Raw genomic sequence first — 25,842 nt, 5'->3', positions numbered from 1 at the left:
TAATGAGTGAGTACTTACGCTTTTATTGTAATCCTGAATTTGTGATGTAACAGCGTTGAGCAGTAGTTACAAAAACTACAGGAAACAGCATAACCCACTGGAGTCATTATGAAACAAATCAAACTTGGAAATACCGGTCTTCAGGTTAGCCGCCTTGCGCTGGGCTGCATGAGCTTTGGCACTCCGGCACTTCAGGGGACCTGGACCCTGGAAGAGGAACAGTCAGTACCACTCATCAAGCAGGCCCTGGACCTGGGGATTAACTTCTGGGATACCGCAAACGTCTACGGGTATGGTTCTTCCGAAGAAATCATTGGCCGTGCCATCAAAAAATATGCCCGCCGCGATGATATTGTGCTGGCCACCAAAGTGTATTTCCCGATGCATGCCGGTCCTGGCGGCGGCGGTCTTTCACGTAAAGCGATTCTGGAGCAGGTCGATGCCTCACTGAAACGCCTGGGTACTGACTACATTGACCTGTATCAGATCCACCGCTTCGACCCAATGACGCCCATCGAGGAAACAATGGAAGCCCTGCATGATGTGGTGAAAGCCGGTAAAGCACGTTATCTCGGCGCCAGCTCAATGTGGGCGTGGCAGTTCGCCAAAATGCAGCATATTGCCGAAAGTCATAACTGAACCAAATTTGTTTCCATGCAACATCAGTACAACCTGGTACAGCGTGAAGAAGAACGCGAAATGTTTGGACTGCTGAACGATCAGGGAATTGCATCCCTCCCCTGGAGTCCTCTGGCTGCAGGTCTCGTCGCACGTCCATGGGGCGCGAGCAGCTCAACCCGTTCGCAGGAAAACCCGAGAACAGATCAGAATGGCCGCCCATTATTCCTGGACAGTGATAAGGACACTGTCGATGCGGTTGAAGCAATCGCATCAGAACGTGGTGTTTCAATGGCAACCATCGCGATGGCATGGCTGCTAAACAGACCGGGCGTTACTGCACCTATTATTGGTGCAACAAAATCCAGACATCTGGAAGACGCCGTCGCGGCAGTGGATGTTCAACTGACCCAGGAAGAAATGTGCAGACTGGAAGCGGCTTATACTCCGCGTTTACCCACCTATTTCTGATTCCTAACCGTGATAGGCCCCAGCGAGCCTGCCTGAAATGATCCTGTTCAGAACATTACGGGTCACCGGCCTGGAGGTATGGGCGGTCGATGGCGGACAAACACTGAGAGAGTAAATAAAACAGTCCGTCTCTTTTCGCCTTTATAAAGTAAACCGCAGTTATTTTTACACTGGCGTCAGGCTCTTTGCAGGGCGTCTTTGTCTTCTGACAGGCAGAAACACAATGAAAAATGACAGTACTGAGTCGATCGAGAATAAGTCGGTCACTCCATCCAAAAAATTCTCGTTCAGATTTACAAAGAAGAAATTAGCAACAATCGCAGGAGCAATAACTGTGGCGTTATTAAGTAACTATTGTGCTGAAAAAACTCCGAACTATGAAGGTTCGCCACAATTTCATGACGGTGGCTTTAAAAATGTAAATCCCAGACAGGTCGTAAGTACGGCCGAAGATATCAGGGTACTGTGGAATTTCACGTTCAATAAGCCGCCTCATACAGAGCCTGAAAAATCTCTTCCGGTCATGACACTTTCAACAGAACAACTGCTCCGGAGTCCGGATAATTCGGTCTTCAGACTTGGTCATTCATCTTTGATCCTGAAAATGAAAGATAAGTACTGGCTGACCGACCCTGTATTCAGTAAAAGAGCCTCGCCGGTACAGTGGCTCGGGCCAAAACGCTTTCAGGACACACCAATAACTATTGAGCAATTACCGGAGATTGAAGGGGTACTGATTTCTCACGACCATTATGATCACCTCGACTATAACTCCATCATGCAACTGAAAGACAAGACTCGGTATTTCCTGGCTCCCCTTGGCGTTGGTGATCTGTTGCGTTCATGGGGTATACCACCGGAGAAAATCATCCAGCTGGACTGGTGGCAGGGCTACACCCTCGACGGGATTCAATTCGTATCAACGCCGGCCCAGCATTTCTCCGGACGTGGACTGTTTGACAGCAACAAACGGTTATGGACTTCCTGGACCATCGTCTCTGACAATTTCCGGCTCTTTTTCGGCGGGGATTCAGGCTACTTCGATGGTTTCAGTAAAATCGGTGAGGCTTACGGACCTTTCGATATGACATTCCTTGAAACCGGCGCTTACGATGAGGGCTGGCGAGACATTCATATGCTCCCGGAAGATACGATTAAGGCTTTCCAGGATTTGAAGGGAAAATGGCTATTCCCGATCCACAATGCCACCTTTGACCTGGCTTTCCATACCTGGGATGCCCCGTTTAACAACATTGTGACGCTCGCACACCAACAGGGTATTTCGCTATCTACACCGGAAATAGGTGAAGGCGTTGAGTTTCTTAAGCCATCTGTTGAAAAGCAATGGTGGAAAATGAATTCACAAGGCAAGTAAACGAGATAAATAACAGGCAAAAGGCTAGTGCCAGTCAGTTAAGCCACTCTCTGATTTTTTAATGCCTGACCTTTCCATTATCACTCGTGGAAAGGTTAATACCTTCACTATCGACGCCATACTTTCCAGCAGAACAGGGATCAACATAGCGACCAATTAAGTTGTGTTGAATGAAAACGGCCCCTGCAATGAGTAAGTGCATTCTCATTGTTGGGGGACGTACACGACAATGCGTTATGAATGTCTCGGAAAACTCAACCGGAGCTCTCATGAAAGAAAATAATAACCATCAACCAGGCGGTTCAAAAATTAGCCGTCGTGACCTTCTCAAAGCAGGAGCTGTGCTGGGCGGAATGAGTCTTCTGCCCGCCTTTTCGGCAGCCGCTACACTAACAAGCAATGTGCAATCTTCCGCGTCCTCCACTTTACGGCGAAAGCTTGGGAACCTGGAAGTTTCACCGGTGGGACTCGGATGCCAGTGGCTCCCGACCTCGAAGCAAGGTGTTGTAACCGATTTTTATGCAAGCAGGATTACCCGAACTGAAGCCATTAACCTCATTCGCAGCGCGGTGGATAATGGCGTGACACTTTTCGATACAGCCGAAATGTATGGTCCGTTTGTTTCCGAAGAGATCGTTGGGGAAGCGCTTCAGGGTGTTAGAAACAAGATAGCCATTGAGACGAAATTCGGCGGCGACATCGACCCTGATACCGGAAAAATGGGGGCTCGCGGAATGAACAGCCGGCCAGAACATGTACGCCGCGCCGTAGAAGGTTCCCTGAAGCGCTTACGAACGGATCGCATAGACCTGCTCTACCAGCACCGCGTTGATCCTACGGTTCCGATCGAAGACGTCGCCGGCGTCGTTAAGGACCTGATGGACGAAGGCAAGGTTCTCAACTGGGGACTGTCCGAACCGGGGATTCAGACCATCCGTAGAGCGCATGCCGCGTTGCCGCTTGCTGCAATTCAAAACGAATATTCGATGCTGTGGCGCGGACCCGAGGCTGAGGTGCTGCCGCTATGCGAAGAGCTAGGGATTAGCTTCGTGTGCTGGAGCCCTCTCGGGATGGGTTTTTTATCCGGTAAAATCAGCGCCGATTCTAAATTTGGCAGTGGAGCCACGTTTGATCTGCAAGCCAGTGATGAACAGTTTGACTTCCGTGCTCTCGTTCCCCGCTTTGCACCTGAAAATCTCAAAACTAACATGGCATTGTACGCGGTCGTCACAAAATGGGCACACCGCAAAGAGGTTCTGCCCTCGCAGATTGCACTTGCCTGGCTGCTGGCACAGAAACCCTGGATTGTCCCCATCCCTGGCACAACAAAGGTTGCACACATGAAACAGAATATTCAGGCGTCATCAATCACGTTTACGCCAGACGAATTGCGTGAAATCAATCGCGATGTCGCCAGTATCAGGATTGCAGGAGGCCGTCTCCCGAAAGAAGAAGAGCAAAGCGTTGGTGCTGATACACCTCCCCGGGGCTAAGACAACGCAACCAAAATGGAAAATGCTGCGTCCCCGCTCTCCGAAAGGAGACAGCGGGGACGTAGTGTTATCTGGCGATGAGTGCGAACACGCTCCTGCCAAAGTATTTCCGTGCATATGTCACATGCCGTTTCGGCGAAATCTTCAGCTCAGTTCTCACTTCTGCTGGGAAATCGTCGTCAGGATTGGATTCCAGTTAGCGCCGCATGGTCAACAATTTATCCAGCACGGAAACCACACAATTACCGCTGGCAATGGCAGAGAGTCGCGTATAAAAATAATGCCAGCCACTTTAAGTGACTGGCATCGGGTCAAACTCCCTTTCCTTTGACTGAAACTCAGCGCATCCCGTTATCGGTTGGTCGTAACGGCATCCGTGCGTGATGGTGTCTCCTGCCAACCACCGCCAACTGCTGTAAACAGATCAACAATGGCGCGCTGTCGTTCTGTCGCTGTACTGATTAGTTCCAGTTCATTTGCGAACGTATTCCGTTCTGACTGTAAATAGCGCAGATAATCATCCACGCCAGCAGTGTAACGTGCCCGGGCGATGGTCAGTGCTTTATTATCACTCTCGACCAGCGCCCTGCGCGCGACTTCTTCCTTGTACAGGGTATCCTTCGCCGTCAGTGCGTCAGAGACTTCCCTGAATGCCGTCTGGATTGTCTGTTCGTAGGCAGCAACAGCTGCATCCTTGCGCACCGTGGCCAAATCAAGATTCGCCTTGTTACGACCGCCACTGAACAGTGGCAGGCTGATCTGAGGGATAAATGTCCACATTCCTTGTCCTGCGCCAAACAAGTTGTTGAGTTCTGTGCTGGAGACCCCTGCCGTTCCCGTCAGCGAAATTCTTGGGAAAAAGGCCGCTCTGGCTGCACCGATATCGGCATTCCTGGCGATAAGCCGGTGTTCTGCTGCAATGATATCCGGCCGGCCCGTTAACAGATCAGAAGGCATTCCCGGCGCAATATTCTGTACAATCACCGGACGATCGCTGGCGTTGCCGTTAAGGAATCTGTCTATATCAGAGGTTCCGGACAGTAACACCAGTGCATTTGTTGCCTGAACAGACTCACGTTCGGCTCCCGCCAGGACCGCCTTAGCCTGCTCAGCCAGACCCAGTGCATCCTGATAATCCTGCTCAGACACGGTTCCGGCACGCAGTCTGGCCGATATCAGCGACAGGCTTAGTTCCCTGTTTTTTAGTGTCTGCTCTGCTAGTTGCCGTCGTTTGATTGCCCCATCCCGGATCAGGTACGCCTGAATAATCTGGGACACCAGAGTGACTTCCGCATTTCTGGCGCCATATTCGGTGGCTAGGTACTCTTCAAACGCTGAAGTGGAAAGATTGTGAACACGTCCAAACAGGTCCAGTTCAAAGCTGGTGAGTCCCACGCCAGCCTGGAATGTGCTCTGGATACCTGACTGACCTGAGGTATTCAGATCCGCAGGGGGGCGCTGGCGTGTTTCACTGCCCTGGATTTGAAGGTCAGGAAACCGGTCGGCACGCTGTATCTGATACTGAGCACGCACGGCGTCGGCATTCAGAAGCGTTTGCCTTAAGTTACGGTTCTCCTGCAGTGACAGGACGATCAATGAATGAAGTCCCGGGTCCTGAACCAGCGTTTGCCAGTTCATTGTGGAGGCGGGTAAATCCGCTAATGAATGTGTTTCCACTCCCTGAGACCAGCTTTTTGCTACAGGCGCATCGGGCCGCTTATATTCTGGGGCCAGAGAACACCCTGCAAGCAGGGCGGTGATCATCGCGGCCGTCAGTTTGTTCAGCATTACGTTACTATTCATCAGTGGCTATCTCCGTGGCAGGCCTGAGGCGTCACAGGGACATTCTGTTTTTTACGGGAGAAATGGCTCAGTACCCAGACAAAAAATACGGGGACGAAAATGACTCCCAGCAAGGTGGCCGATATCATTCCCCCAATAACACCAATACCGATGGCGTGCTGGCTGGCTGCGCCTGCCCCAGTTGCCACTGCAAGAGGAACCACGCCGAGAATAAATGCCAGTGACGTCATGATAATGGGACGGAAACGCAGCCTGACGGCTTCCATTGCGGCACCCCGCACACTTGCCCCCTTCTCATGAAGACTTTTGGCAAATTCAACAATCAGAATGGCATTTTTGGCGGACAGGCCAATGATGGTAATCAGACCAACCTTGAAATACACATCATTTGGCATGCCCAGCGCGGTGACAGCCAGAACCGCCCCCAGCGCGCCGATAGGAACAATCAGCATAACCGCAGCAGGAATTGCCCAGCTCTCGTATAACGCGACCAGCAACAGGAAGACCACAGTGAAGGATAACGCGATCAACATTGGAGCCTGTGCACCGGCAAGCTTCTCCTGAAGTGACAGGCCGGTCCATTCGTAGCCCACACCCACAGGTAAAGTTTTCACAATGCGTTCCATTTCAGCCATTGCCTCACCGCTGCTGTGTCCGGGGGCGGCATCACCGGAAATACGGATCGATGGATAGCCGTTGTATCTGGCGAGCTGGACCGGAGCATTTTCCCAGGCCATCGAGACAAAGGAACTTAGTGGCACCTGTTCACCGTTTCTGTTGGGGGCATACAGTTTGAGAAGCGTGTCCGGCGTCATGCGATCCTGCTTGTCAGCCTGCACCACAACGCGCTGCTGTCTTCCGGCATTCGAAAAATCAGCAACAGACGCTGAACCAAACGCGCTGGATATTGCAGCATTAATGGATGAGAAACTCACGCCCAGCGCTTCCGCTTTCTCACGGTCGATATGCAGATTCAGTTCAGGTGCGTCTTCAAGGCCTTCCATCATGGCATAGGCAATCACAGGTGACTGGTTTGCTGCGGCCAGCAGCTTATCTCTGGCCGCAAGCAGTGCCTTATGCCCAATCCCGCCACGATCCTGTAAGCGAAGTGCAAATCCACCCGCATTACCCAGCCCTTCAACTGGAGGGGGATCAATTGCCATGCTTTGTCCGTCACTCAACTGAGCGAATCGGGCATTGAAGGCCGCTGCCTCTTCTGATGCGGTAGTCGAACGTGTTGACCAGTCATTCAGCGTCACGAATCCCATCGCAGCATTCTCGCCGTTCCCGAAGAAGCTGTAGCCGAGCAGGAACGCAGTATTCGCCGTCGCCTCTCTTTCCAGAACGTACTTGTTCAGTTCTTCCGTGGCTTTTTCGGTTCGCGCATAAGTTGCCCCGGCAGGGAGTTGCAGGTTTACGAGATAAAAGCCCTGGTCTTCAACGGGAACGAATGATTCCGGCAACCTTGTGTAGCTAATGGCCAGCGCGGCAACAATCGCCGCATAAATGAGCATAAAGCGCCCACTTCGGCGAACCAGATAACCATTGAGCCAGGTAAATCGGTCGGTTAGTGTGGCGAATTTACGGTTAAACCAGCCAAAGAAACCTTTCTTTTCTTCATGATGTCCCTGCGGTATGGCTTTCAGAATGGTGGCGCAAAGTGCCGGCGTCAGCGTCAGTGCCAGGAAGCCAGAGAAAAGAATGGAAACGACCAGTGTCAGTGAAAACTGCTGGTAAATCACGCCAACAGAACCACTCATGAAAGCGAGCGGCAAAAACACCGATGCCAGCGCGATGGTAATACCAACAATCGCACCAGATACCTGTTGCATGGCCTTAATGGTGGCCAGTCTCGGAGGCAGCCCTTCCTCCGCCATGATGCGCTCAACGTTTTCCACCACGACGATTGCGTCATCGACCAGGATGCCTATCGCCAGCACCATCCCGAACATGGTCATCATGTTGACGGAGAAGCCAAGCGCGTACATCAGTGTCAGGGTACCCGCAAGACAGACAGGCACAACAATGGTGGGTATAAGCGTATAACGGATGTTCTGCAGAAAAAGGAACATGACCACGAAGACCAGTACAATCGCTTCGATCAGCGTATGAATAACCTTTTCAATGGCCACCCCAACAAACGTTGACGTGTCATACGGCACTGCAAAATCGACACCTGACGGGAAGCCTGGAGAGAGCTCCTGAAGACGTGCTTTTACCGCTCTTGCGGTCTGGATTGCATTCGCGCCGGGTGCAAGCTGTACTGCAGCCCCGACAGCGGTTTTGCCATCAATTACTGTGTCAAAATTGTAATCCTGTCTTCCAATTTCTATCCGGGCGACATCAGCCAGTGTCACTTTTGCCCCATTTTCATTGGATCTGAGGACAATACGGCCAAATTCCTCCGGTGTTTCCAGCATGCCTTTTACCGCAATAGTAGCGGTCAACTCCTGCTCTGCAGTTCCCGGACGACTGCCAAAACTGCCGGCAGGGACCTGAACGTTCTGTGCGGCAATAGCACTGTTCACGTCAGCAACAGAGAGCCCGTAGCCCACCAGTTTTTGCGGATCAACCCAGATACGCATGGCCGCTTCTGCACCAAAGAACTGAACACGGCCCACTCCGGGAATACGGCTGATCTCATTGTTGACGTTTCGCACGGCATAATCAGCCAGCGCGACCATATTCTGATCGCCCCCCTCTTTATAGCCAAGCGTGTAGAGTAACAGGAACCCTGAGTTGGCCTGTTCGACGTGTATACCCTGCTGGACGACAGATGAAGGGAGGCGTGACTGCGCATTCTGCAGTCTGTTTTGTACGTCAACCTGGGCCAGGTCCGGATCGGTACCCGGCTCAAACGTCACCGTAATTTCGGCAGTGCCGGCTGAACTCGCGCTGGAATCAAAGTACAGAAGCCCTCTAGCGCCATTTAATTCCTCTTCGATAACACTGGTGACGGAATCCACGACCATCGTCGCTGAGGCACCAGGATAGGTTGCGGAGATCATTATTTGTGGTGGTGCCACCACAGGGAACTGAGATACAGGCAACAAGCGGATGGCCAGTAACCCAGCCAGTGTGATAAAGATGGCGATCACCCAGGCAAAGTTGGGACGGTCGATAAAAAACTTCGGCATGATACGTTTTCCTTACAGGAATGAATTCAGGTAAACAACCATCAGTTCAGGGCTGTGTTCAGAGGTATACTTTCTTCATTCCCGGAAACCCCGTTACTCTTTGATTCCGTGACCTTAAGACCAGGACTCACCGTTCCTCCGGTGACAACGCGGTCGCCTTCCTTTAATCCATGAATAATCTGCCAGCGGGAGTCCTGCATCACCCCTGTTCTGATTTCCCGCTCCTGTACAACATTATCGTCGCCAATGATAAACACCTGAGCGATGCCCTCACTGTTGCGATGAACTGCACGCTGGGGTATCAGAATGGCGTCTGGGTCTACAGCCTGGGTCAGATGAATCCGCACATACATGCCTGGTAATAACGCGCCGTTTTTGTTTGGAAATTCGCCACGCATCAGGAACTGCCCGGTTTCACGACTCACCGTGATTTCGCTAAAAAGCAAACGGCCTTCATGTGTCTCATCTGAGCCATCGGTGATAAGGGAAATTTTCTGGCCGTTGCCGGAAGGATGAGCAGGCTCTAATTTTTCGTACTCAGAACGCAGACGCAGTGCTTCGGCAACAGGCTGCTGGAAATCGGCATAAACTGAGTCAATTTGCTGGATTGTCGCCAGTGGCGTGGCTTCATTCTGACCGACCAGTGCGCCTTCAGTCACCAGTGCACGGCCAATGCGACCGGAAATCGGCGCGCGTACAGTGGCGTAATCAAGGTTCAACTTTGCGGTCTGAACATCTGCAAGTGCAGACTGCCTTGTAGCCTGAGCAGATTTAAGGGTGGTCTGGGCGTTATCAAAATCCTGACGGCTCACCGCATCTATTTTCACCAGAGGTTTGTAGCGACGCAGCACCGCTTCGGCATCACTGACGGCAGCATCAGCCCTCGCCAGATCACCCTGTGCCCGTGATAATGCCATCTGGAATGATGCGGGATCGATTTGATAGAGAATTTGTCCGGCTTTCACCATCGTCCCTTCCTGGAAATCGCGACTCAGCACAATGCCGGCTACCCTCGCCCTGACTTCAGCCACTCGCAAGGGCTCTATGCGACCAGGTAACGTGGTCTGAAGCTTAAAGGGTTGTTCTTTAACGGTGACTGATTCAACACTGACCGGTGGTGCTTCCTGGGTCTCCGGTGTCGCGCCATCACAACCGGCAATTAACAACGGGAACAGCACGAGGGCTATTTTCTTTCGGGGAAAAGTGAAAGTTACTAATTTTAACTCAGTAAATTTTGTGCTGAAAATGTTCATTGTACCTGGTCCTGTAAAGTCCTGATGAATAAAAAACCATGAGATATATACGCGCACAAATACACACCACGTCTGATATCAGATGTAGATATAAAAAATTAAAATGGCTAACCAACTCGCTCATTGGTATTTTTATTAAGGCATTTTTCACCTGCCGAACACCCAGCACTCACCCTGCCAGGTAATTAGCAAGAATAAAAATACGCTGCAATCAACTGTTATGTCGAGTTCAAATAATCAGATAAAGGCCGTAAATATCGGCACTGAAAATGCCCCGCGTAATTAAACACTGTGCGGGGCAATGCATTGTTATTTAATCATTTTCCAGAACACAGCAAAACCAGCCTCTTTGTAGGATTCGGCGTTCCCGGGATCTTTTGTGGCAAACTTAACGGTCGAGTCAGCGAGTGACTGAAAAACCGAGTCGGCGAAGTCCCGGCTGATACCGGAAAATACCGGGCTCTGCACGAAGGCCTCATCCACGCCCATATCCGGGAAATACTGAGCGGCTTTCTGCTTTAGTTCGGGATTAATGAGGTCACCAATATCAAGGTGACTGAGGGTAATATTTGCCGCTGGATTTTTGATTCCCCATGAAATATAGCTGAACCATAAAAAGCGGGCCCGCGCCTCCAGTGAGGCTGTCGGCGAAAAGCCGTCAGAAAGATATGCACACAAGTCTTTTTTCAGATACATGTAGAGTTCGTTTATTAATTCATCTTTGCTTGGAAAATAACGAAACAAAGTCCCTTCAGACAATCCCGCATGTTTTGCAATCATTGCGGTCGATGCACTCATTCCGCGTTCAGCAAAACATATGCTTGCTGCTTCAAGAATTGCCTGTGCTTTTTCTTCACTACGAGGTCTTGCCATCTCACGTAAACCTGTAAATAAGGAACCCAGTGGATTCGGATAAAATAAAAAAGTAATCACTCATTATAAAGCAGCGCCCGTTTGTTGCAACCTCTTTCCTGGCAGCAAGTGCCTGTTCTTTACAGGCACCCGTTAACCGGTTTTATTTAAGGTATGTCTTATAGAACGTCGTCAGCTTACTGACTGCCTGGTTTACATATTCAGGCTTATCGTACAGGTCAAAGTGGGATGCTCCGTCCAGTACCAACAGGTCTTTATGTTTTGACGCTGCGCGCTGGTACAGGTCATGTCCGTCTTTTTTAGAACCGAACGCGCCCAGCTTGCTGCCAGTGACGATCTGCAGGGGTTGCGTCAGTAACGTGTCTGATAAGTAAAAGGCATCAAAGACAATGACCGCATCCATCCCTGTGAATCGCATTTTGTTTTGCCAGTTAGGAACCGAGCCCCGTTCGGTACGGTAGTACTGCCATGCTTCACGTAGATCGATATCATCGGAGGTTTTGTACTCATCAGGAATGAATGGAATGATCATGGGTTCTTCACCCTGTGCTTCAGCTGTACGTTGTTTCGCTACCTCCTGCAAAGACGCGATAGTGGCTTCCGCGCCGCCGGCACGCATTTCACGACCCGCGTTCACTGGCACAACCACCCCAACAGCTTTAATACGACGCTCAGACATTGCTGCACTTACTGCGTACCCACCGCCAGCACAAATGCCCAGTACGCCGATGTTATCCGTATCGACATAAGGCAGGCTTACCAGGTAATCAACGGCAGCACGGACATCCTCAACTCGCGCAATCGGATTTTCCTGGTAGCGTGGTTCCCCACCACTTTCACCCTGGTAGGACGCATCCATCGTAACGGTGATATAACCCGCTTCCGCCATTTTTTGCGCATAGAGGCCAGCGGTTTGTTCTTTAGCCCCACCTGCAGGCGGAACGGTTATAATTGCCGGATATTTGTGGGTCTTATCAAACCCGTCCGGATAGCGGATATTACCGGCCAGACGTATGCCCAGATGGTTCGTAAAACTCACATTTTGCACAGCTACCTCTGATGCGGCGCTGTTGGCCGTCCCCATTGACATCATGGTCATCATTGCGGCTGCACACAATGCACTGAAACTACGTTTAATTCTCATGCCTTCTCCTGCCTCTGGTTCGTCAGGGCCAGACCGCAGGGAAGGCATCTTGATGCCAACACTGTACAATCACAAACCCTATAATGCGTAAGTACTTACTCATTATAGGTGTGGGGAATGTAATTAAACAAGTGAAAAGATGCAGATTTACTTATCTTATTGAATAGTAATTGCAAATTTTAGATTGAACGTAAACATGGGATCTCACCTAACTTTTCCTCAGGCGATACACGCGGGATGACATGCTCCCCATTGATTAACATGCCGCAATGTTAGTAATGCGGCTATTTGGCTACGAGATCAACTGCGGACGTCCGCTCCTCGCTCATAGCAGACCTACAGACTAGTTCAGTATCCAACTATCGCGCTTTTGGTAGCATAAGGAGGAGACGTTGCCATAGAAAAAACCAACAACCGTCCCCTGTAAAGAACGGTTTATAACAGGAAGTCTAATTGTTTCAGCGTCTGCACCAACGATGCCCTTTCCTCACCGGTTAGCGTTTGAAGCGGAAATGGCAGGCAGGGAGATGCAACCACTCCCATGATTTCAGCAACGGTGGCAATAACGCATAAACTTCCGTGGCGGTGATAAAATGCCCACAGAGGATTAAGGTCACTGTTGAGCTTGTGCGTTTTGCGCTCATCCTGGGATAACGCGGCCTGCGTCAGAGCCAGCGAATAATGTGGGAACATGCCCCCTATGACGGAATACCAGACATCACAACCCCACATTAGCCCATTAGCGGATTGGGCGTCGCCACTGATGCCAATCGTGACGCCTTTAGCTACTCGTGTCTTTAGATTGTCGATACGTTGTAACGCCAGTTCCCGGTTATCAGGGATCTCGCTGAGTTTTATTGATCCAACCTGGTTCAGTGCTGACAGGGCTATTAGCAGCTCATCAGTAAATTCAAATTTGGTCGTCGCCGGGTTGTCATAGATACAGAGGGGAACCGATAACTCAGCGGAAATCCGTTCATAAAAGCGAAAGACTTCATCGGTGCTGAGCGGTTGATAAGACAACGGCGCGAGTAATACACCGCTGACCCCTGCTTTCTGCGCGTCTTCCGCTAAGCGTACAACCTCTTCAAAACGGACATGCCCAATGCTCGTGATCACCGGAATATTTGCGGCAGTGCTGACGGCTAGTTTAGTGGCCTGATATCGTTGCTCACGGGTAAGGTAGGCATAGCTTCCGGTAGAACCCAGAGCACCAATAGCGTCCACACCAGCAGCAACCAGATTTTCAATTAATGAAATAAAGGATTTTTCTTCAATCTCACCCTCGGTGAGAGGTGTCAGAGGAAATGCGCACAGCCCCTTGAACATGTTGGTTTTCTCGGCGGAAAAAATGAGTGTCTGCTCAGACTAGAGTGCGATACCGGGATTAACAAATGAATAGTTTTAATGGTTTTTCGCCTCTTACCGCCTTCATTTTTGTCGGTACGAGGATATTTAAGGGTATGAGATGCACATTTTCCCTGCAACACAAACACAGAACTGATACACTGGATATAATCACAGTGCAAGGGGCAAATAATGGCCGTTGAAATAAAATTTGTTGTCGTAAGAAAAGGTGAAGAGAAAATGACATTTGCCAGTAAGAAAGAGGCTGACGCTTACGACAAACTTCTCGACATGGCAGAAGCGTTCACTGACTTGCTGCTGCAAAGCGGAACGTCAATGGATGAAACACAGGCGGAGGATCTTGGGATGTATCTCGCCGAGCAGAAAGTGGCGGTGCAGCATATTTTGCGCACCAGCAAACTGCCTGAGCTCGGTGCCCCTGTTGAAACAGATGAACCCGAGTCAGATACCGCCGGCAGTAAAAAAATCAAAGCGGTTAAAGCCGCTTAAATACCCGCATGCCGCATTGTAGCCCGGCCGAGCGAAGCGACGCCGGGGTTGGCGCGATGGAAAAAACATTGCCTGATGGCGCTTCGCTTATCAGGCCTACGGGATCTTCGCTTATGCCTGAACGGCGCGGAATTCCGTCGTTGTCAGCCTATAGCAGACGCTCTAACTGGAATCATGCTCCGGTTACGATTTCGGAAATATCGACCAGTTACAGAACTTCAACAACCTCAAACTCCTCAGCGATAAGCTCCATATCATGCGAAAAATAACCTTCGCGGGTAAAAAATCGCTGATGTTCCCTTTGCCAGTATTCAAGGCTCAGATCGCCTTCACCTTCTTTTCGCGCAAACTCGGCCGTTACATCGCAAAAGCGCACTAGCCGCATTGAAATAAGCCGGGTCACGCATACCGGTACATTCTGACCATCAAGAATGATGTTGTAGCTCCCTATCAAGGGAGCTGAGACTTCCTGCTGGTAAGAAGATAAAGAGCCGCATGAGGCCGTTTTCAGCCCTTGTTTAATAAGCGCGGCAAGCTCGTTGGCCAGTTCCGGGCTATCTCCCATTTGCCAGGCGTTGGCACCCGGATACCTCATCATCAATTGATCAATCGCGCCCATTACAAGCCCTGCTCAGTCGTTAATGGTTAAGAAACTGCTCAGCAGCAATTTATCGAACATGTGTGGATAATAGCTACTGATTTAAGAAAGATAACGTCTGTATTTGTAGCCTGGCCGAGCGTAGCGACGCCGGGGTTGGCGCTGTGGTAGATAGTTTTTGATTGGCGGTGCAGTTTTTTGTCTATGTGCTTGCCCCCTCACCCTATCCCTCTCCCCACGGGGGAGAGGGAACGGTTGGGCAGATTAATAGCGTACGCAGACTGACTTCGTTTCACACCAGTCATTCAACCAGTCCGGCCCGAAATCACGCCCGGTGCCCGACTGCTTCATGCCGCCGAACGGCAGGTTGGCATCAATCAGCGTATGGCTGTTGACCCATACCGTACCGGCCTGCAGGCGGTCGGTGTAGTTCAGCGCTTGCGTCAGGTCACGAGTCCAGACACTGGCGGTCAGGCCGAAGTCGCTGTCGTTGGCGAGGCGCAGCGCCTCTTCGCCGTCGGCGACGCGCACCAGGTTCACCACCGGGCCAAACACCTCTTCACGGGTTAAGCGCAGGTTAGCGTCCGGGTTGATAACCAGCGTTGGCGGAATGTAGAAGCCCTGCGCATCTGGGCCAACGTTGCCGGTAATCAGCTCAGCGTTCTGCTTACGGGCGTCATCCAGATAAGCGGCTACTTTGGCGCAGTGCGCCTGGGAAACCACCGGGTTGATCTGGGTGGTCTCCAGCATCCCTGGTCCTACCTGCAGCGATTTCACCGCCTGCTCGAAGCCGCTGACCAGCGTGTCGAACAGCGGCGCTTCAATATAGATACGTGAACTGGCCGCGCACACTTGCCCCTGGTTGAGGAAGCTGCCGGTCATCAGCCCTTCGATAACCCAGGCCGGGTCGGCGTCTTTCAGCACGATAGCCGGGTTTTTACCGCCCAGCTCCAGCGTCACGCGGGTAAGTCTGTCGGCGGCCACGCGGGCGATCTGTTTACCGGTCGCGGTGGAGCCGGTGAAGCTCACTTTTGCCACGTGTGGGTGTGAGGTTAATGCCGCGCCGCACTCGGCGCCGCTGCCGGTCACCACGTTGAATACGCCTTCCGGTACGCCCGCTTCGATGGCTAATTCAGCCACGCGCAGCAGCGTCAGCGGCGTGGTTTCCGACGGTTTGATGACGATAGAACAGCCCGACGCCAGCGCTGGCATCACCTTCCACATACCGATCATCAGCGGGAAGTTCCACGGTACGATACCCGCGACAACGCCGACCGGCTCTTTTTTGGTCCATGCCTGATAGCGCGCGCCCTGCGGGAACGGAATGGAGACATCCAGCGTGCGGCCACTGATTTTAGTGGTCAGCCCGGCGGTATAGCGCATCCAGTTCAGGGTGCAGCCCACTTCGAAGGCACGGGAAATGTTGATTGATTTACCCTGCTCCAGCGTTTCCAGCTGAGCCAGTTCTTCGCCGTTCTGCTCAACGAGGTCAGCAAAGCGCAGCAGAATACGTTCGCGCTCGGCAGGCGTACGCCCGGCCCAGCTGCGGGAGACAAACGCGCGCCATGCGGACATCACCGCACGGTCGACGTCAGCCGCGTTGGCGTCCGCGGTAGAGGCAATCGCCTTGCCCGTCGCCGGGTCCCAGACGGTGAGACGTTTTTCACTCTGCGCCGCCTGCTGCGCGCCATCAATAAACAGGCCATGCTGACGGTCTAAAAACTGCTGCACGCTCGGGAGCAGTGCTACCTGTGATGAGGACATATCGTCTCCTTATTCTTCGCGGTTAGTCATTTCAGTCTACGGCGGGTCTGGAGATCGCGCTTTTGTCTCTGTGACATTCGCTTGTGCGGCTGTGACAGAGACCGCAATTAAACAGATTGCTCTGGCAGAAATGTGCAACAGGTAATAGTTCTTTCATATATTCCCCTGCCAACCCTTGTTAAAGGCAACATAAATGCAACAATGCAAAAACATTTTCATTGCAGAGATGGCGTATGGCAGCGGTAAATGGCGGTGAGACATATCAGGCGTGGCTGGCGAAAATCAATCAGGTGTGCGGCCATTTCGCCGCGCGGCCGTTGGATGGCGACTTTCATGGTGAGATAGACACCAGCTATGCGGGCAGCCTCAAGCTCAGCACCGTGACCACTCGCAACGTCAATCTGTTCCGCACCCGCCAGGAGATCCGCAGCGGTAACGATGCCTGGTTCTACACCGTGTTTCAGCTTGCCGGTCAGGCCAATATTGAGCAGGACGATCGTCAGGTACGGCTGGAAACCGGCGATATGACGCTGATCGATGCCTCACGCCCCTGCTCGATTCTCTGGCAGCAAACCTCTCGTCAGGTCTCGCTGTTACTGCCCCGCCAGCTGTTGGAAAGCCAGCTCCGCGGCAGCGGAATAAGCGTCGCCACCCGTCTTGATAAATCTCTGCCGATGGTCCAGCTTAGCCAGCGTCTGCTGCATGAGAGCATGAGCAGCCCCCAGCTTTCCGCAAGCGAGAGCGAAGCGGCGCTGGATGCCATGGTGTGCCTGCTGCGCCCGATGCTGTATCAGCAGGAGGTTGCCCCGTCCCGGCGCGAAAAGCAGTTTCAGAAGATTATGGCGCTGATTGACGATGCCATTCAGGAAGAGCATCTGCGCCCGGAGTGGCTTGCCGATGAAACCGGCATGTCGGTAAGAAGCCTGTACCGGCTGTTTGCCGATAAGGGCCTGGTGGTGGCGCAGTACATCAAAAACCGCCGTCTGGATCTCTGCGCGAAGGCGCTACAGAGCGCGCCAGACGACGAAAAGCTGGCCGGAATCGGCTATCGCTGGGGGTTCAGCGACCACAGCCACTTCTCCACCGCCTTCAAGCAGCGGTTCGGTGTTTCGCCGGGCGAATACCGCAAGCGTGGTCGCTAAACGAAAATCAGATCAATTATCTTCCACCAACTGTGACACATCGCTGCTGTTAATTTCACGTGCGTTGCCGTCCTGATCGGTGTAGCTGGTCATGCCGGTCTCTTTATCGAGCTGCGGTTTTCCCTGCGTGACAATCGTCTGGCCGCTTTTGGTGGTCATCACGTAATTAGTGGTACAGCCCGTCAGCGCCAGCAGCATTGCCCCTGCGCACAGGAAATATAAAGGCTTTTTCATCTTCTCTCCGTTCATTGTCCCCGCCAGCGGCAGGGTTAAGTCGGCGTATTGTATGCCTGATACAGAGAAACGGGGTATCGACGGGATGTAACAGAAGATAACGTGATGATTTCCGGGAGGTCGGCTGACCTCCCGGCGTGTCGCTTACAGCGCGATACGAATCACATCATCAGGCGCGGTGGCCTCTTTCTGACGGGTAGATTCCTGCTTCACGCTAACGTACAGCGTTTTACCATCAGCGGAGAGCATCAGGCTATTTGGGAAGGTTGGGGTTTTGATGGTTTTGGTGACTTTATAATCTTTCGCATCAATCACCGTCACGGTGCCCGCTTTACGCTGGGTCACGTAGACTTCGTTACGAACCGGGTTAAACAGCACTGCCAGCCCTTCCTGGGTATCGACCTTCGACAGCACTTTGCCATCTTTCAGGTTTACCACCAGCAGTTCCGGCTGTTTGGAGTCGGTGATAAAGGCACGCTGACCGGCTTTATCCAGGCTGATGTTGATATAGAAGTGCTCTTTGCCATCGTCCTGCAGTTTCTGACGGGTCAGAATTTTGTTGCTCGCGGTATCGATGGTGACCAGTTCGCCGTCACCGTTGGTCACGTACAGGCGCTGTTTATCAGCATCGACCGCCAGGCCTGTGCCGAACGTGCCAGTACCGGTGATGGTGGTTTTCAGCGTCAGCTTGTCGCCGTCGACAACCCAAACGGAGCTTCCGTCTTTGCCAATGCCGGTGATATAGACGGTATTGGTTTTCTCATCCACCGCCAGTTCACGCGGCTGCAGTGGCTTAACCGTTTCGCTGCGCTCACGGCCATCCAGCACCAGGCGGCCTTTCACGTCGCCTGTTTTAGCGTCAATTGCGGTCACGGCACCGTTGATGGTATTACCAAACCACAGGGTCTGAGTCTGGTTATTCAGCGTCGCACCAAACGGTTTGAGATCGTTATGGATAACCTGCGTCACTTCCAGAGTAACCGGGTCGAGACGATAAACAATACCGCCCTTATCGGTTTTGCGGCTTTGTGAGGTGGCCAGCCACAGCGCATTTTCCTGCTGGCTGTAGGCCATTTCATATGCCCCTTTCCCGACCGCTTTACGCAGCATTTCATCTGCAGCATGCGCGCTAAAGCTCCCCGCCAGCAGGAAAGCACTCAGTAACAGAGAACGGCGCAGACGCGGCGCGGACAATTGACGTAATGGCATGACGACTCCCTTTGATGAACGTAGTTATTTCTGCTGCACATCGCTTCTGGCTCCGTAGCGTCGTAGCGCTACGTTTTGTAGATGCGAATAGTAATCATTAATTTATGTAATGTGGAGCTTTTATTACGCTCAGCAACCAAATAGTTGCTATTTCATCACCTGAAATTAACGATTTATGCTGCTAAAGTTTTCAATATATTTACAAAAGTATTAACCTATTCGGGTCTGTTCCATTTGGTACATTTTGCGAGTTTTTCATGAAAATCATCACCGTACGCTCAGTAACGCTGCCAGCGCTGCTGTTGCCGCTTGTTTTTTCTCCTTTTTCCTGGGCCAATGATGAACAAACGTTAATCGTTACCGCCGCACCGCAGGCGGTCTCCGAACTGGATACCCCCGCCGCCGTGAGCGTGGTCGATGGCGAAGATATACGTCACGCCGCGCCGCAGGTTAACCTTTCTGAATCGCTGGGCGCCGTGCCGGGCTTACAGGTGCAAAACCGCCAGAACTACGCGCAGGATCTCCAGCTCTCTATTCGCGGTTTTGGCTCCCGCTCGACCTTTGGCGTGCGCGGTATTCGTCTGTATGTTGACGGTATTCCGGCCACCATGCCCGACGGCCAGGGGCAAACCTCGAATATTGATATCGGTAGTGTGGATCACGTTGATGTGCTGCGTGGCCCCTTCTCCGCCCTCTACGGCAACGCCTCCGGCGGCGTGGTTAACGTCACCACCCAGACCGGGAAGCAACCCACCACGGTTGAAGCCAACAGCTATTACGGCAGCTACGGCACCTGGCACTACGGTATGAAGGCCAGCGGTGCGGTGGGCGACGGCACCCACGCGGGTGACGTTGACTATACGGTGTCAACAAATCGATTCACCACTCACGGCTACCGCGACCATAGCGCGGCGCGCAAGAATCTCGCCAACGCTAAGCTCGGCGTGCGAATTAACGATGTCAGCAAGCTGACGCTGCTGTTTAATACCGTCGATATTAACGCTAACGATCCCGGCGGGTTGACCAAGAGCGAAATGGAAGCCGACCGCCAGCAGTCGCCGCGCGGCGATCAGTACAACACGCGTAAAACCGTGAAGCAGACTCAGGCGGGCCTGCGTTATGAACGCCAGCTCAGCGAGCAGGATGACCTGAGCGTGATGATGTACGCCGGAGAGCGTCAGACCACGCAATATCAGTCAATTCCCGCAGTGGCACAGCTGGACCCGGCTCATTCCGGCGGCGTAATCGACCTCGACCGCCACTATCAGGGCATCGATACCCGCTGGACACATCGTGGCGAGCTGTTTATCCCGGTGACCTTCACCACCGGTTTGAACTACGAAAACATGAATGAGAAGCGCCGGGGCTACGAAAACTACATCATGAACGGCACCACAACAGAGTATGGCGAAAAAGGTAATTTACGCCGTAACGAGCGCAACCTGATGTGGAACGTCGACCCGTACCTGCAAACCCAGTGGCAGCTCACCGAGAAGCTGACGCTGGATGCAGGCGTACGCTATAGCTCCGTGTGGTTTGACTCCAACGACCACTACGTCACCGCCAAAAACGGCGACAGCAGCGGTGATACCAGCTACCACGAATGGCTGCCTGCGGGATCGTTAAAGTACGCGATTACCGATGCATGGAACGTGTATGCCAGCGTGGGTCGCGGCTTTGAAACCCCCACCATCAGCGAACTCTCCTACCGTTCCACCATGACCAACGGACTGAATCTGGATCTCAAACCCTCCACCAACGAGACCTATGAGATCGGCAGCAAAACGCGGATTGGCAACGGCCTGCTTAGCGCCGCGCTGTTCCAGACCAATACCACCAATGAGATCGTGACCGATAGCAACATCGACAGCCGTGCCAGCTATAAAAATGCCGGTAAAACCCGTCGTCAGGGTGCCGAACTGGCTATCGATCAGCAGTTCGCCGAAAACTGGCGCGCCAAAGCCGCGTGGACCTGGCTTAACGCCACCTACCGCACCGACGTCTGTGGCGACGGCAGTTGTAACGGCAACCGTATTCCGGGCATCGCACGCAATATGGGCTTCGCCTCGCTGGGCTATGAGCCAGAAAGCGGTTGGTACGCGGGGGCCGACGTGCATTACATGGGCGATATTATGGCGAACGATGCCAACACTGCCCGCGCGCCGTCATGGACCGTCGTTGGCTTGAATACCGGCTACAAGTTCAATCTCAATAACTGGACGCTGGACGTTTTCGGGCGCGTGGATAACCTGTTCGATCGCGAGTATGTTGGCTCGGTTATCGTTAATGAAACCAACAAACGCTACTACGAACCGGCTCCGGGCCGTAATTACGGCGTCGGGGTGAATGTCGCATGGCGTTTTGAGTAATAAGCGAAACGTTTCCGGGACACCCCGGAAACGTATTTTCAGAAAGGACGTTAATGGCGATACTGCTGTTTTAAGAAGGAGGTTGATTCATCAATAATTTGTGATATCGCCGAATAACTCGCCGAGGAGTCTCTTTTTTCCAGCGCATTCAGTAATGATGCATACACATTTTGATGCTGAAACGGTTCTACTGAATTTAAATATAAATAATGAAGACTCGGCCCCGCTCGCACCCATAATTGTTCAATCATCGTCACCAATGTTGGCATTTCCGCATAGTCGTAAATCTTAAAGCGAAATTGATAATTGGTTTGCAGCATGAGGGTAACATCCCCTGCTGCTTTAGCCTCATGGAAAGCGTCAGAGAGGCGGTTTAATTCACCCATTCTTTCTGTGGTTATATTGATTGCCGCAGCGGCAGTCGCCATTCCTTCGAGGTTTTTACGAATCTGATTAATTTCAAGATAGCCTGAATTAGTCAGCACCGGCACCATAAAGGCCTGTGCAGGCGCCGCCTGCAGCGCGCCTGAGGAGACCAGTCGCAGCAGCGCTTCTCGCACCGGCGTAATACTGATCCCCTGGTTCACGGCAATTTCACGCGTGACGAGCCGTGCGCCAGGTTTTAACGCGCCGACAACCAGCGCATTCTTGATATTATTCTCAATTTGCTGCGTCAAACTGATACGTTGTGCTTTAGCAAAATCCAGCATATTTATTATAACTCCGCGCTTTTATTTACCCAGACTATTTATAATTAATAGCTGGCGTTTTATTTTTTGCGCAGGAAATACGATATATATTTTTTTCGAAGTAGTTTTCAGCATAATTAATAGAAGATGAATCATCGCCAAACACCCCGCTCAGGCCGCTCCCGGCCTGGATTAGAGCGGCACGTTGAGCCTGACCACCAGATAAGTACAGGATTTGCCGCTGTCGTTAATAAAGCGGCAATCGTTCGGTGGCCCGAGTTCGAGACAGTCGCCGGTTTGCATACGGTGCGCGGTGTCACCTTCCATAAACAGCAGTTCACCGTCCTGTACCCATAGCAGTTGGCGCGCCATCGCATAGGCCGAGGCTGGCATCGGAATGTCGCTGCCTGTTGGCAGTTCAATTTGTACCAGATCGACCGGCAGTTCACCCCGCGGCGAAACGTGCCGACGCAGGTAGTGAGTCTGCGGGTCGTGCCAGACCGGCTGGTCAGCAAAGCGCAGCAGTTTACCTTCCTGCATCTCCGCACGGGCGATCAGCGTCGACATGCTGATACCAAAGGCACCAGAAAGCCGCGCCAGCAGTGCCGCCGTCGGGCTGCTTTCGCCACGTTCAATTTTGTGGATCATCGCCCGGGAGACGCCCGCACGTTCGGCCAGATCGCTCAGCGACCAGCCGCGCGACTCACGCTCAATGCGAATTCTTGCACCGATCCGTTGATTTAAGTTGTCTTCAATAGTATTCATATCGTAATAATATAGTGAACAACACTCAGGGTGCAACTCCATGCCTATTCGTTTTGCGACAAAAGAAGACTGCGCCGCCATTGCGGCAATCTACAACCATGCTGTGGTCCACACCGCCGCTATCTGGAATGACAAAACTGTCGATACCGACAACCGTATCGCGTGGTTTGAAGCGCGCCAGTTGGGGCATTTTCCGGTGCTGGTGAGCGAAGAAAACGGTACCGTGACCGGCTACGCCTCCTACGGTGACTGGCGCAACTTTGATGGTTTCCGCCACACCGTCGAGCACTCGGTCTACGTCCATCCGGAACATCAGGGCAAAGGGCTCGGCAATATCCTTCTCGGTGCGCTGATTGAAGAGGCCCGTCGTCGTGGTAAGCACGTAATGGTGGCCGGTATTGAAGCACAGAACCACGCGTCGCTGCATCTGCACGAGAAGCACGGTTTTGTCACTACCGGGCAGATGCCGCAGGTTGGCACCAAGTTTGGACGCTGGCTGGATCTCACCTTTATGCAGCTACAGCTTGATAACCGTCGCAATCCGGACGGACAGGCATGAATCAATCCCTCACGCTGACGTTCCTGATAGCCGCCGGCATCGGTCTGGTTATTCAGAACACGCTGATGGTGCGCATAACCCAGTCAGCCTCCACCATTCTGGTGGCGATGCTGCTGAACTCGCTGGTGGGGATCGTGTTGTTTGTCAGCATTTTGCTGATTAAACACGGGCTTGCGGGCGTGAGCGAGCTGGTGGCGACCATCAAATGGTGGACGCTGATCCCCGGCCTGCTCGGGTCGTTCTTTGTGTTTGCCAGCATCAGCGGCTATCAGTACGTGGGGGCAGCGACGACCATTGCGGTGCTGGTCGCCAGTCAGCTTATCGGTGGGCTGGTGATGGACGTGGTGAGAAGTCACGGCGTGCCCTGGCGGGCGCTGGTTGGGCCGGTTTGCGGTGCGGTGATGTTGATTATCGGTGCGTGGCTGGTGGCGAAACGTCAGTTTTGATGCGGAGCCGTTCCCGGCGTCGCGTTGCTCGGCCGGGCTACCGGATGTCGTGAACAAACGTAGCCCGGCCAAGCGAAGCGCCGCCGGGAACCATGCCTGACTTAAAGAATCGTCCCACCGGAAGTGAGCTGCTCTTTACGCGCCTCTTCCTGCTCACGCAGATGCTGGCCATGATGAGAAATTGCCACACGCAGGCGCTGCTGCTGGGTGAAACGATCTTCACGACTCAGCTCGGCGTCATCGCTTAACACCACCAGCAATTCATTCATATGCGTAATCACGTTCTCTTGCACCGCGGCGTCCACGCGCGCGATGACCTCATCCAGATGTGACATATTCACTCCTTAATTAATTTTCACTTTCGAGAAATCGCTGCCCATCAGGCTAACGCTATAGCCGGTGATGTTGCTACGCGTGGCGTAGAAGGTTTTGCCGTTCGCCAGGGCAATCCACGGCGCCTGTTGATAGAAAATCTCCTGCGCCTGACCGTAGAGCGCGGCACGCTTCGTCGGGTCGCTCACCACCAGGGCTTTTTTCACCAGCCCATCATACTCTTTATTGCACCAGCGCGCGGCGTTAGAGCCGGTTTTAATGCTGTCGCAGCCGAGCAGCGTGTTGGCAAAGTTATCCGGATCGCCGTTGTCTGACATCCAGCCATACAGCGCACTGTCGTGTTCGCCTTTACGAATACCGGTGAGATATTCCCCCCACTCATAGCTGACAATCTTCGCTTTAATGCCCACTTTGGCCCAGTCGTTCTGGATCATTTCAGCAATACGGCGCGAGTTCGGGTTATACGGACGCTGCACTGGCATTGACCACAGGGTCACTTCCGCGCCCTTCTCCAGCCCAGCCTGCTTCAGCAGCGCTTTCGCTTTTTCTGGATCGTAGCTGTAGTCTTTAAGATCTTTGTTATAGCCCATCATGTTCGGCGGAATCGGTGATTTCGCCACGGTGCCAGAGCCCATAAACACCGCGTTAACGATAGCCTGTTTGTCGGTAGCGTAGTTCAGCGCCTGACGCACCAGCACGTTATCAAACGGTTTTTTCTCGGTATTAAACGCCAGATAGCCGACGTTCAGCGCCTCAACGGCATGCAGCGTCAGATCTTTGTTGCCTTTAATAACATCAAACTGAACCGGTGACGGTGCCGGAATAATCTGGCATTCGTTGGTTTGCAGCTTCGCCAGACGCGTTTCCACGTTCGGGGTGATAGCGAAGATCAGGTGTTTGGTCGGCACCTCGCCATCCCAGTAGTTCGGGTTCGCCAGGTAGCGAATCTGCGAATCGACTTTGTATTGCTGCAGCACGTAAGGACCGGTACCAATTGGCCAGTTGTCGACGTTTTCCGGGGTGCCTTTTTTCATCATCTGATCGGCATATTCCGCCGAGAGAATCGAGGCAAAATCCATTCCCCAATCGGCGAGGAACGCGGCGTTCGGTTCGCTCAGCACAAACTGTACGTGGTTATCATCAATCTTCTTCACCTCTTTAATCAGCTTATCGAGGCCCACATCGCTGAAGTACTCATAGTTGCCCTGCGACACCTTATGGTACGGGTGATTGACGTCTTTCTGGCGCATCACCGAGAAAATCACGTCATCGGCATTGAAATCGAGCGTCGGTTTGAAGAATTTGTTGCTGTTGAACTTCACGCCCTGGCGCAGCGTAAAGGTATAAGTCAGGCCGTCCGGAGAGATGGTCCAGGCCGTTGCCAGGGAAGGAACCGGGATATTTTTCACCGGATCAAAGTTGATCAGGCGGTTATAGAGCACCTGCGAGCTGGCCACAAACGATGGGCCGGAGCTGGCAATCTGCGGGTTAAAGGATTCCGGCGATGCTTCGGAGCAGTAAACCAGCGTGTCGGTATTTGCCGCCATCGCGCCGGCCGGTAGCAGCGCGCTGAAAGCCAGCGCGAGGAGCGTTTTCCCTGTGGTGTTCCCTGTGATCATGGTTATAAGCCTTTCGATTTTATTATATGGACCGCTTAATAACAGCACAGGGGCAGATAACTGGCAAATAACCAATTTGTCTCAGGTTATG

21 protein-coding genes and 2 pseudogenes are annotated in these 25,842 nt (G+C 52.6%); 8 read left to right on the top strand and 15 right to left on the bottom strand.

All coding sequences use genetic code 11. From position 1 onward, the window contains the following. Window positions 1-108 precede the first annotated feature (108 nt). The 3 genes and pseudogenes from HII27_RS01745 (at window position 109) to HII27_RS01735 (ending at window position 3,957) form a co-directional block, all read left to right on the top strand. Window positions 109-1,089: pseudogene (locus HII27_RS01745) on the top strand (aldo/keto reductase). Window positions 1,090-1,312: 223 nt separating this feature from the next. Next, on the top strand, window positions 1,313-2,464 hold the full coding sequence (locus tag HII27_RS01740; RefSeq protein WP_185666244.1) for an MBL fold metallo-hydrolase: 1,152 nt from the start codon (window positions 1,313-1,315) through the stop codon (window positions 2,462-2,464). Window positions 2,465-2,733: 269 nt separating this feature from the next. After that, on the top strand, window positions 2,734-3,957 hold the full coding sequence (locus tag HII27_RS01735; protein ID WP_185666243.1) for an aldo/keto reductase: 1,224 nt from the start codon (window positions 2,734-2,736) through the stop codon (window positions 3,955-3,957). Window positions 3,958-4,024: 67 nt separating this feature from the next. Here HII27_RS01735 and HII27_RS01730 read toward each other — a convergent pair. From HII27_RS01730 to HII27_RS01700, 7 genes and pseudogenes are all read right to left on the bottom strand, one after another. Further along, window positions 4,025-4,177 (bottom strand): annotated as a pseudogene (locus HII27_RS01730) (class I SAM-dependent methyltransferase); the annotation flags it as partial. 131 nt (window positions 4,178-4,308) lie between these two features. After that, a complete protein-coding gene (locus HII27_RS01725) occupies window positions 4,309-5,760 on the bottom strand; it encodes an efflux transporter outer membrane subunit (RefSeq protein ID WP_185666242.1) in 1,452 nt (483 codons plus the stop codon). Next, on the bottom strand, window positions 5,760-8,897 hold the full coding sequence (locus tag HII27_RS01720; protein WP_185666241.1) for an efflux RND transporter permease subunit: 3,138 nt from the start codon (window positions 8,895-8,897) through the stop codon (window positions 5,760-5,762). Before HII27_RS01720 ends, HII27_RS01725 begins: the two co-directional genes overlap by 1 nt. A gap of 41 nt (window positions 8,898-8,938) precedes the next feature. Next, a complete protein-coding gene (locus tag HII27_RS01715) occupies window positions 8,939-10,150 on the bottom strand; it encodes an efflux RND transporter periplasmic adaptor subunit (RefSeq protein ID WP_185666240.1) in 1,212 nt (403 codons plus the stop codon). Between the two features lie 309 nt (window positions 10,151-10,459). Next, the gene (locus HII27_RS01710) at window positions 10,460-11,023 is read right to left on the bottom strand and encodes a TetR/AcrR family transcriptional regulator (RefSeq protein WP_185666239.1); all 564 of its coding nucleotides are present in this window, start codon (window positions 11,021-11,023) and stop codon (window positions 10,460-10,462) included. A 142-nt stretch (window positions 11,024-11,165) separates the two neighbouring features. Next, window positions 11,166-12,071 carry an alpha/beta hydrolase gene (locus HII27_RS01705; RefSeq protein ID WP_396401247.1) on the bottom strand — a complete coding sequence of 302 codons (906 nt, stop codon included), beginning with the start codon at window positions 12,069-12,071 and terminating at the stop codon, window positions 11,166-11,168. A 531-nt stretch (window positions 12,072-12,602) separates the two neighbouring features. Continuing rightward, on the bottom strand, window positions 12,603-13,496 hold the full coding sequence (locus tag HII27_RS01700) for a dihydrodipicolinate synthase family protein (RefSeq protein WP_185666238.1): 894 nt from the start codon (window positions 13,494-13,496) through the stop codon (window positions 12,603-12,605). Between the two features lie 210 nt (window positions 13,497-13,706). Here HII27_RS01700 and HII27_RS01695 point away from each other — a divergent pair, with 210 nt between their 5' ends. Next, window positions 13,707-14,024, top strand: a complete 318-nt coding sequence (locus HII27_RS01695; RefSeq protein WP_185666237.1) for a YebG family protein — start codon at window positions 13,707-13,709, stop codon at window positions 14,022-14,024. 208 nt (window positions 14,025-14,232) lie between these two features. Here the strand turns inward: HII27_RS01695 and HII27_RS01690 are convergent, their stop codons facing one another. Next, window positions 14,233-14,643 carry an ASCH domain-containing protein gene (locus HII27_RS01690; protein ID WP_185666236.1) on the bottom strand — a complete coding sequence of 137 codons (411 nt, stop codon included), beginning with the start codon at window positions 14,641-14,643 and terminating at the stop codon, window positions 14,233-14,235. A gap of 243 nt (window positions 14,644-14,886) precedes the next feature. Continuing rightward, complete coding sequence (locus HII27_RS01685) at window positions 14,887-16,386, bottom strand: aldehyde dehydrogenase family protein (RefSeq protein WP_185666235.1); 1,500 nt, start codon at window positions 16,384-16,386, stop codon at window positions 14,887-14,889. Window positions 16,387-16,619: 233 nt separating this feature from the next. Between HII27_RS01685 and feaR the strand changes: the two genes are divergently transcribed. Then, the gene (gene feaR, locus HII27_RS01680; protein ID WP_185666234.1) at window positions 16,620-17,528 is read left to right on the top strand and encodes a transcriptional regulator FeaR; all 909 of its coding nucleotides are present in this window, start codon (window positions 16,620-16,622) and stop codon (window positions 17,526-17,528) included. A gap of 12 nt (window positions 17,529-17,540) precedes the next feature. Here the strand turns inward: feaR and HII27_RS01675 are convergent, their stop codons facing one another. After that, complete coding sequence (locus tag HII27_RS01675; RefSeq protein WP_185666233.1) at window positions 17,541-17,762, bottom strand: YgdI/YgdR family lipoprotein; 222 nt, start codon at window positions 17,760-17,762, stop codon at window positions 17,541-17,543. Window positions 17,763-17,906: 144 nt separating this feature from the next. Next, window positions 17,907-18,971 (bottom strand): 7-bladed beta-propeller protein YncE, encoded by a 1,065-nt coding sequence (gene yncE, locus HII27_RS01670; RefSeq protein ID WP_185666232.1) that lies wholly within the window; start codon window positions 18,969-18,971, stop codon window positions 17,907-17,909. Window positions 18,972-19,228: 257 nt separating this feature from the next. Here yncE and pqqU point away from each other — a divergent pair, with 257 nt between their 5' ends. Then, entirely contained in the window at window positions 19,229-21,340 is a 2,112-nt protein-coding gene (pqqU, locus tag HII27_RS01665; RefSeq protein WP_185666231.1) for a TonB-dependent receptor PqqU, read from the top strand. Window positions 21,341-21,390: 50 nt separating this feature from the next. Here pqqU and HII27_RS01660 read toward each other — a convergent pair whose 3' ends face one another. Next, on the bottom strand, window positions 21,391-22,050 hold the full coding sequence (locus HII27_RS01660; protein WP_185666230.1) for a GntR family transcriptional regulator: 660 nt from the start codon (window positions 22,048-22,050) through the stop codon (window positions 21,391-21,393). Between the two features lie 171 nt (window positions 22,051-22,221). Then, window positions 22,222-22,794, bottom strand: coding sequence for a helix-turn-helix domain-containing protein (locus tag HII27_RS01655; protein WP_185666229.1), 573 nt, complete (start codon window positions 22,792-22,794; stop codon window positions 22,222-22,224). Window positions 22,795-22,834: 40 nt separating this feature from the next. Here HII27_RS01655 and HII27_RS01650 point away from each other — a divergent pair, with 40 nt between their 5' ends. Together HII27_RS01650 and HII27_RS01645 are read left to right on the top strand one after the other, a co-directional pair. Then, window positions 22,835-23,353: a GNAT family N-acetyltransferase gene (locus HII27_RS01650; RefSeq protein WP_185666228.1), complete on the top strand. Its 519-nt coding sequence runs from the start codon at window positions 22,835-22,837 to the stop codon at window positions 23,351-23,353. Next, entirely contained in the window at window positions 23,350-23,799 is a 450-nt protein-coding gene (locus tag HII27_RS01645; protein WP_185666227.1) for a DMT family transporter, read from the top strand. The genes HII27_RS01650 and HII27_RS01645 overlap by 4 nt, the downstream gene beginning before the upstream one ends. Window positions 23,800-23,900: 101 nt before the next feature. Here the strand turns inward: HII27_RS01645 and HII27_RS01640 are convergent, their stop codons facing one another. Then, window positions 23,901-24,134 carry a DUF2526 family protein gene (locus HII27_RS01640; RefSeq protein WP_185666226.1) on the bottom strand — a complete coding sequence of 78 codons (234 nt, stop codon included), beginning with the start codon at window positions 24,132-24,134 and terminating at the stop codon, window positions 23,901-23,903. Between the two features lie 9 nt (window positions 24,135-24,143). After that, a complete protein-coding gene (locus HII27_RS01635; RefSeq protein WP_185666225.1) occupies window positions 24,144-25,751 on the bottom strand; it encodes an ABC transporter substrate-binding protein in 1,608 nt (535 codons plus the stop codon). Between the last annotated feature and the right edge of the window lie 91 nt (window positions 25,752-25,842).

It is taken from the genome of Kluyvera sichuanensis, assembly GCF_014218705.1.
Taxonomy (GTDB): Bacteria; Pseudomonadota; Gammaproteobacteria; order Enterobacterales; family Enterobacteriaceae; genus Kluyvera; species Kluyvera sichuanensis.
The sequence above is the reverse complement of the archived record's forward strand: the minus strand, read 5'-3'. Positions and strand labels throughout refer to the sequence as shown.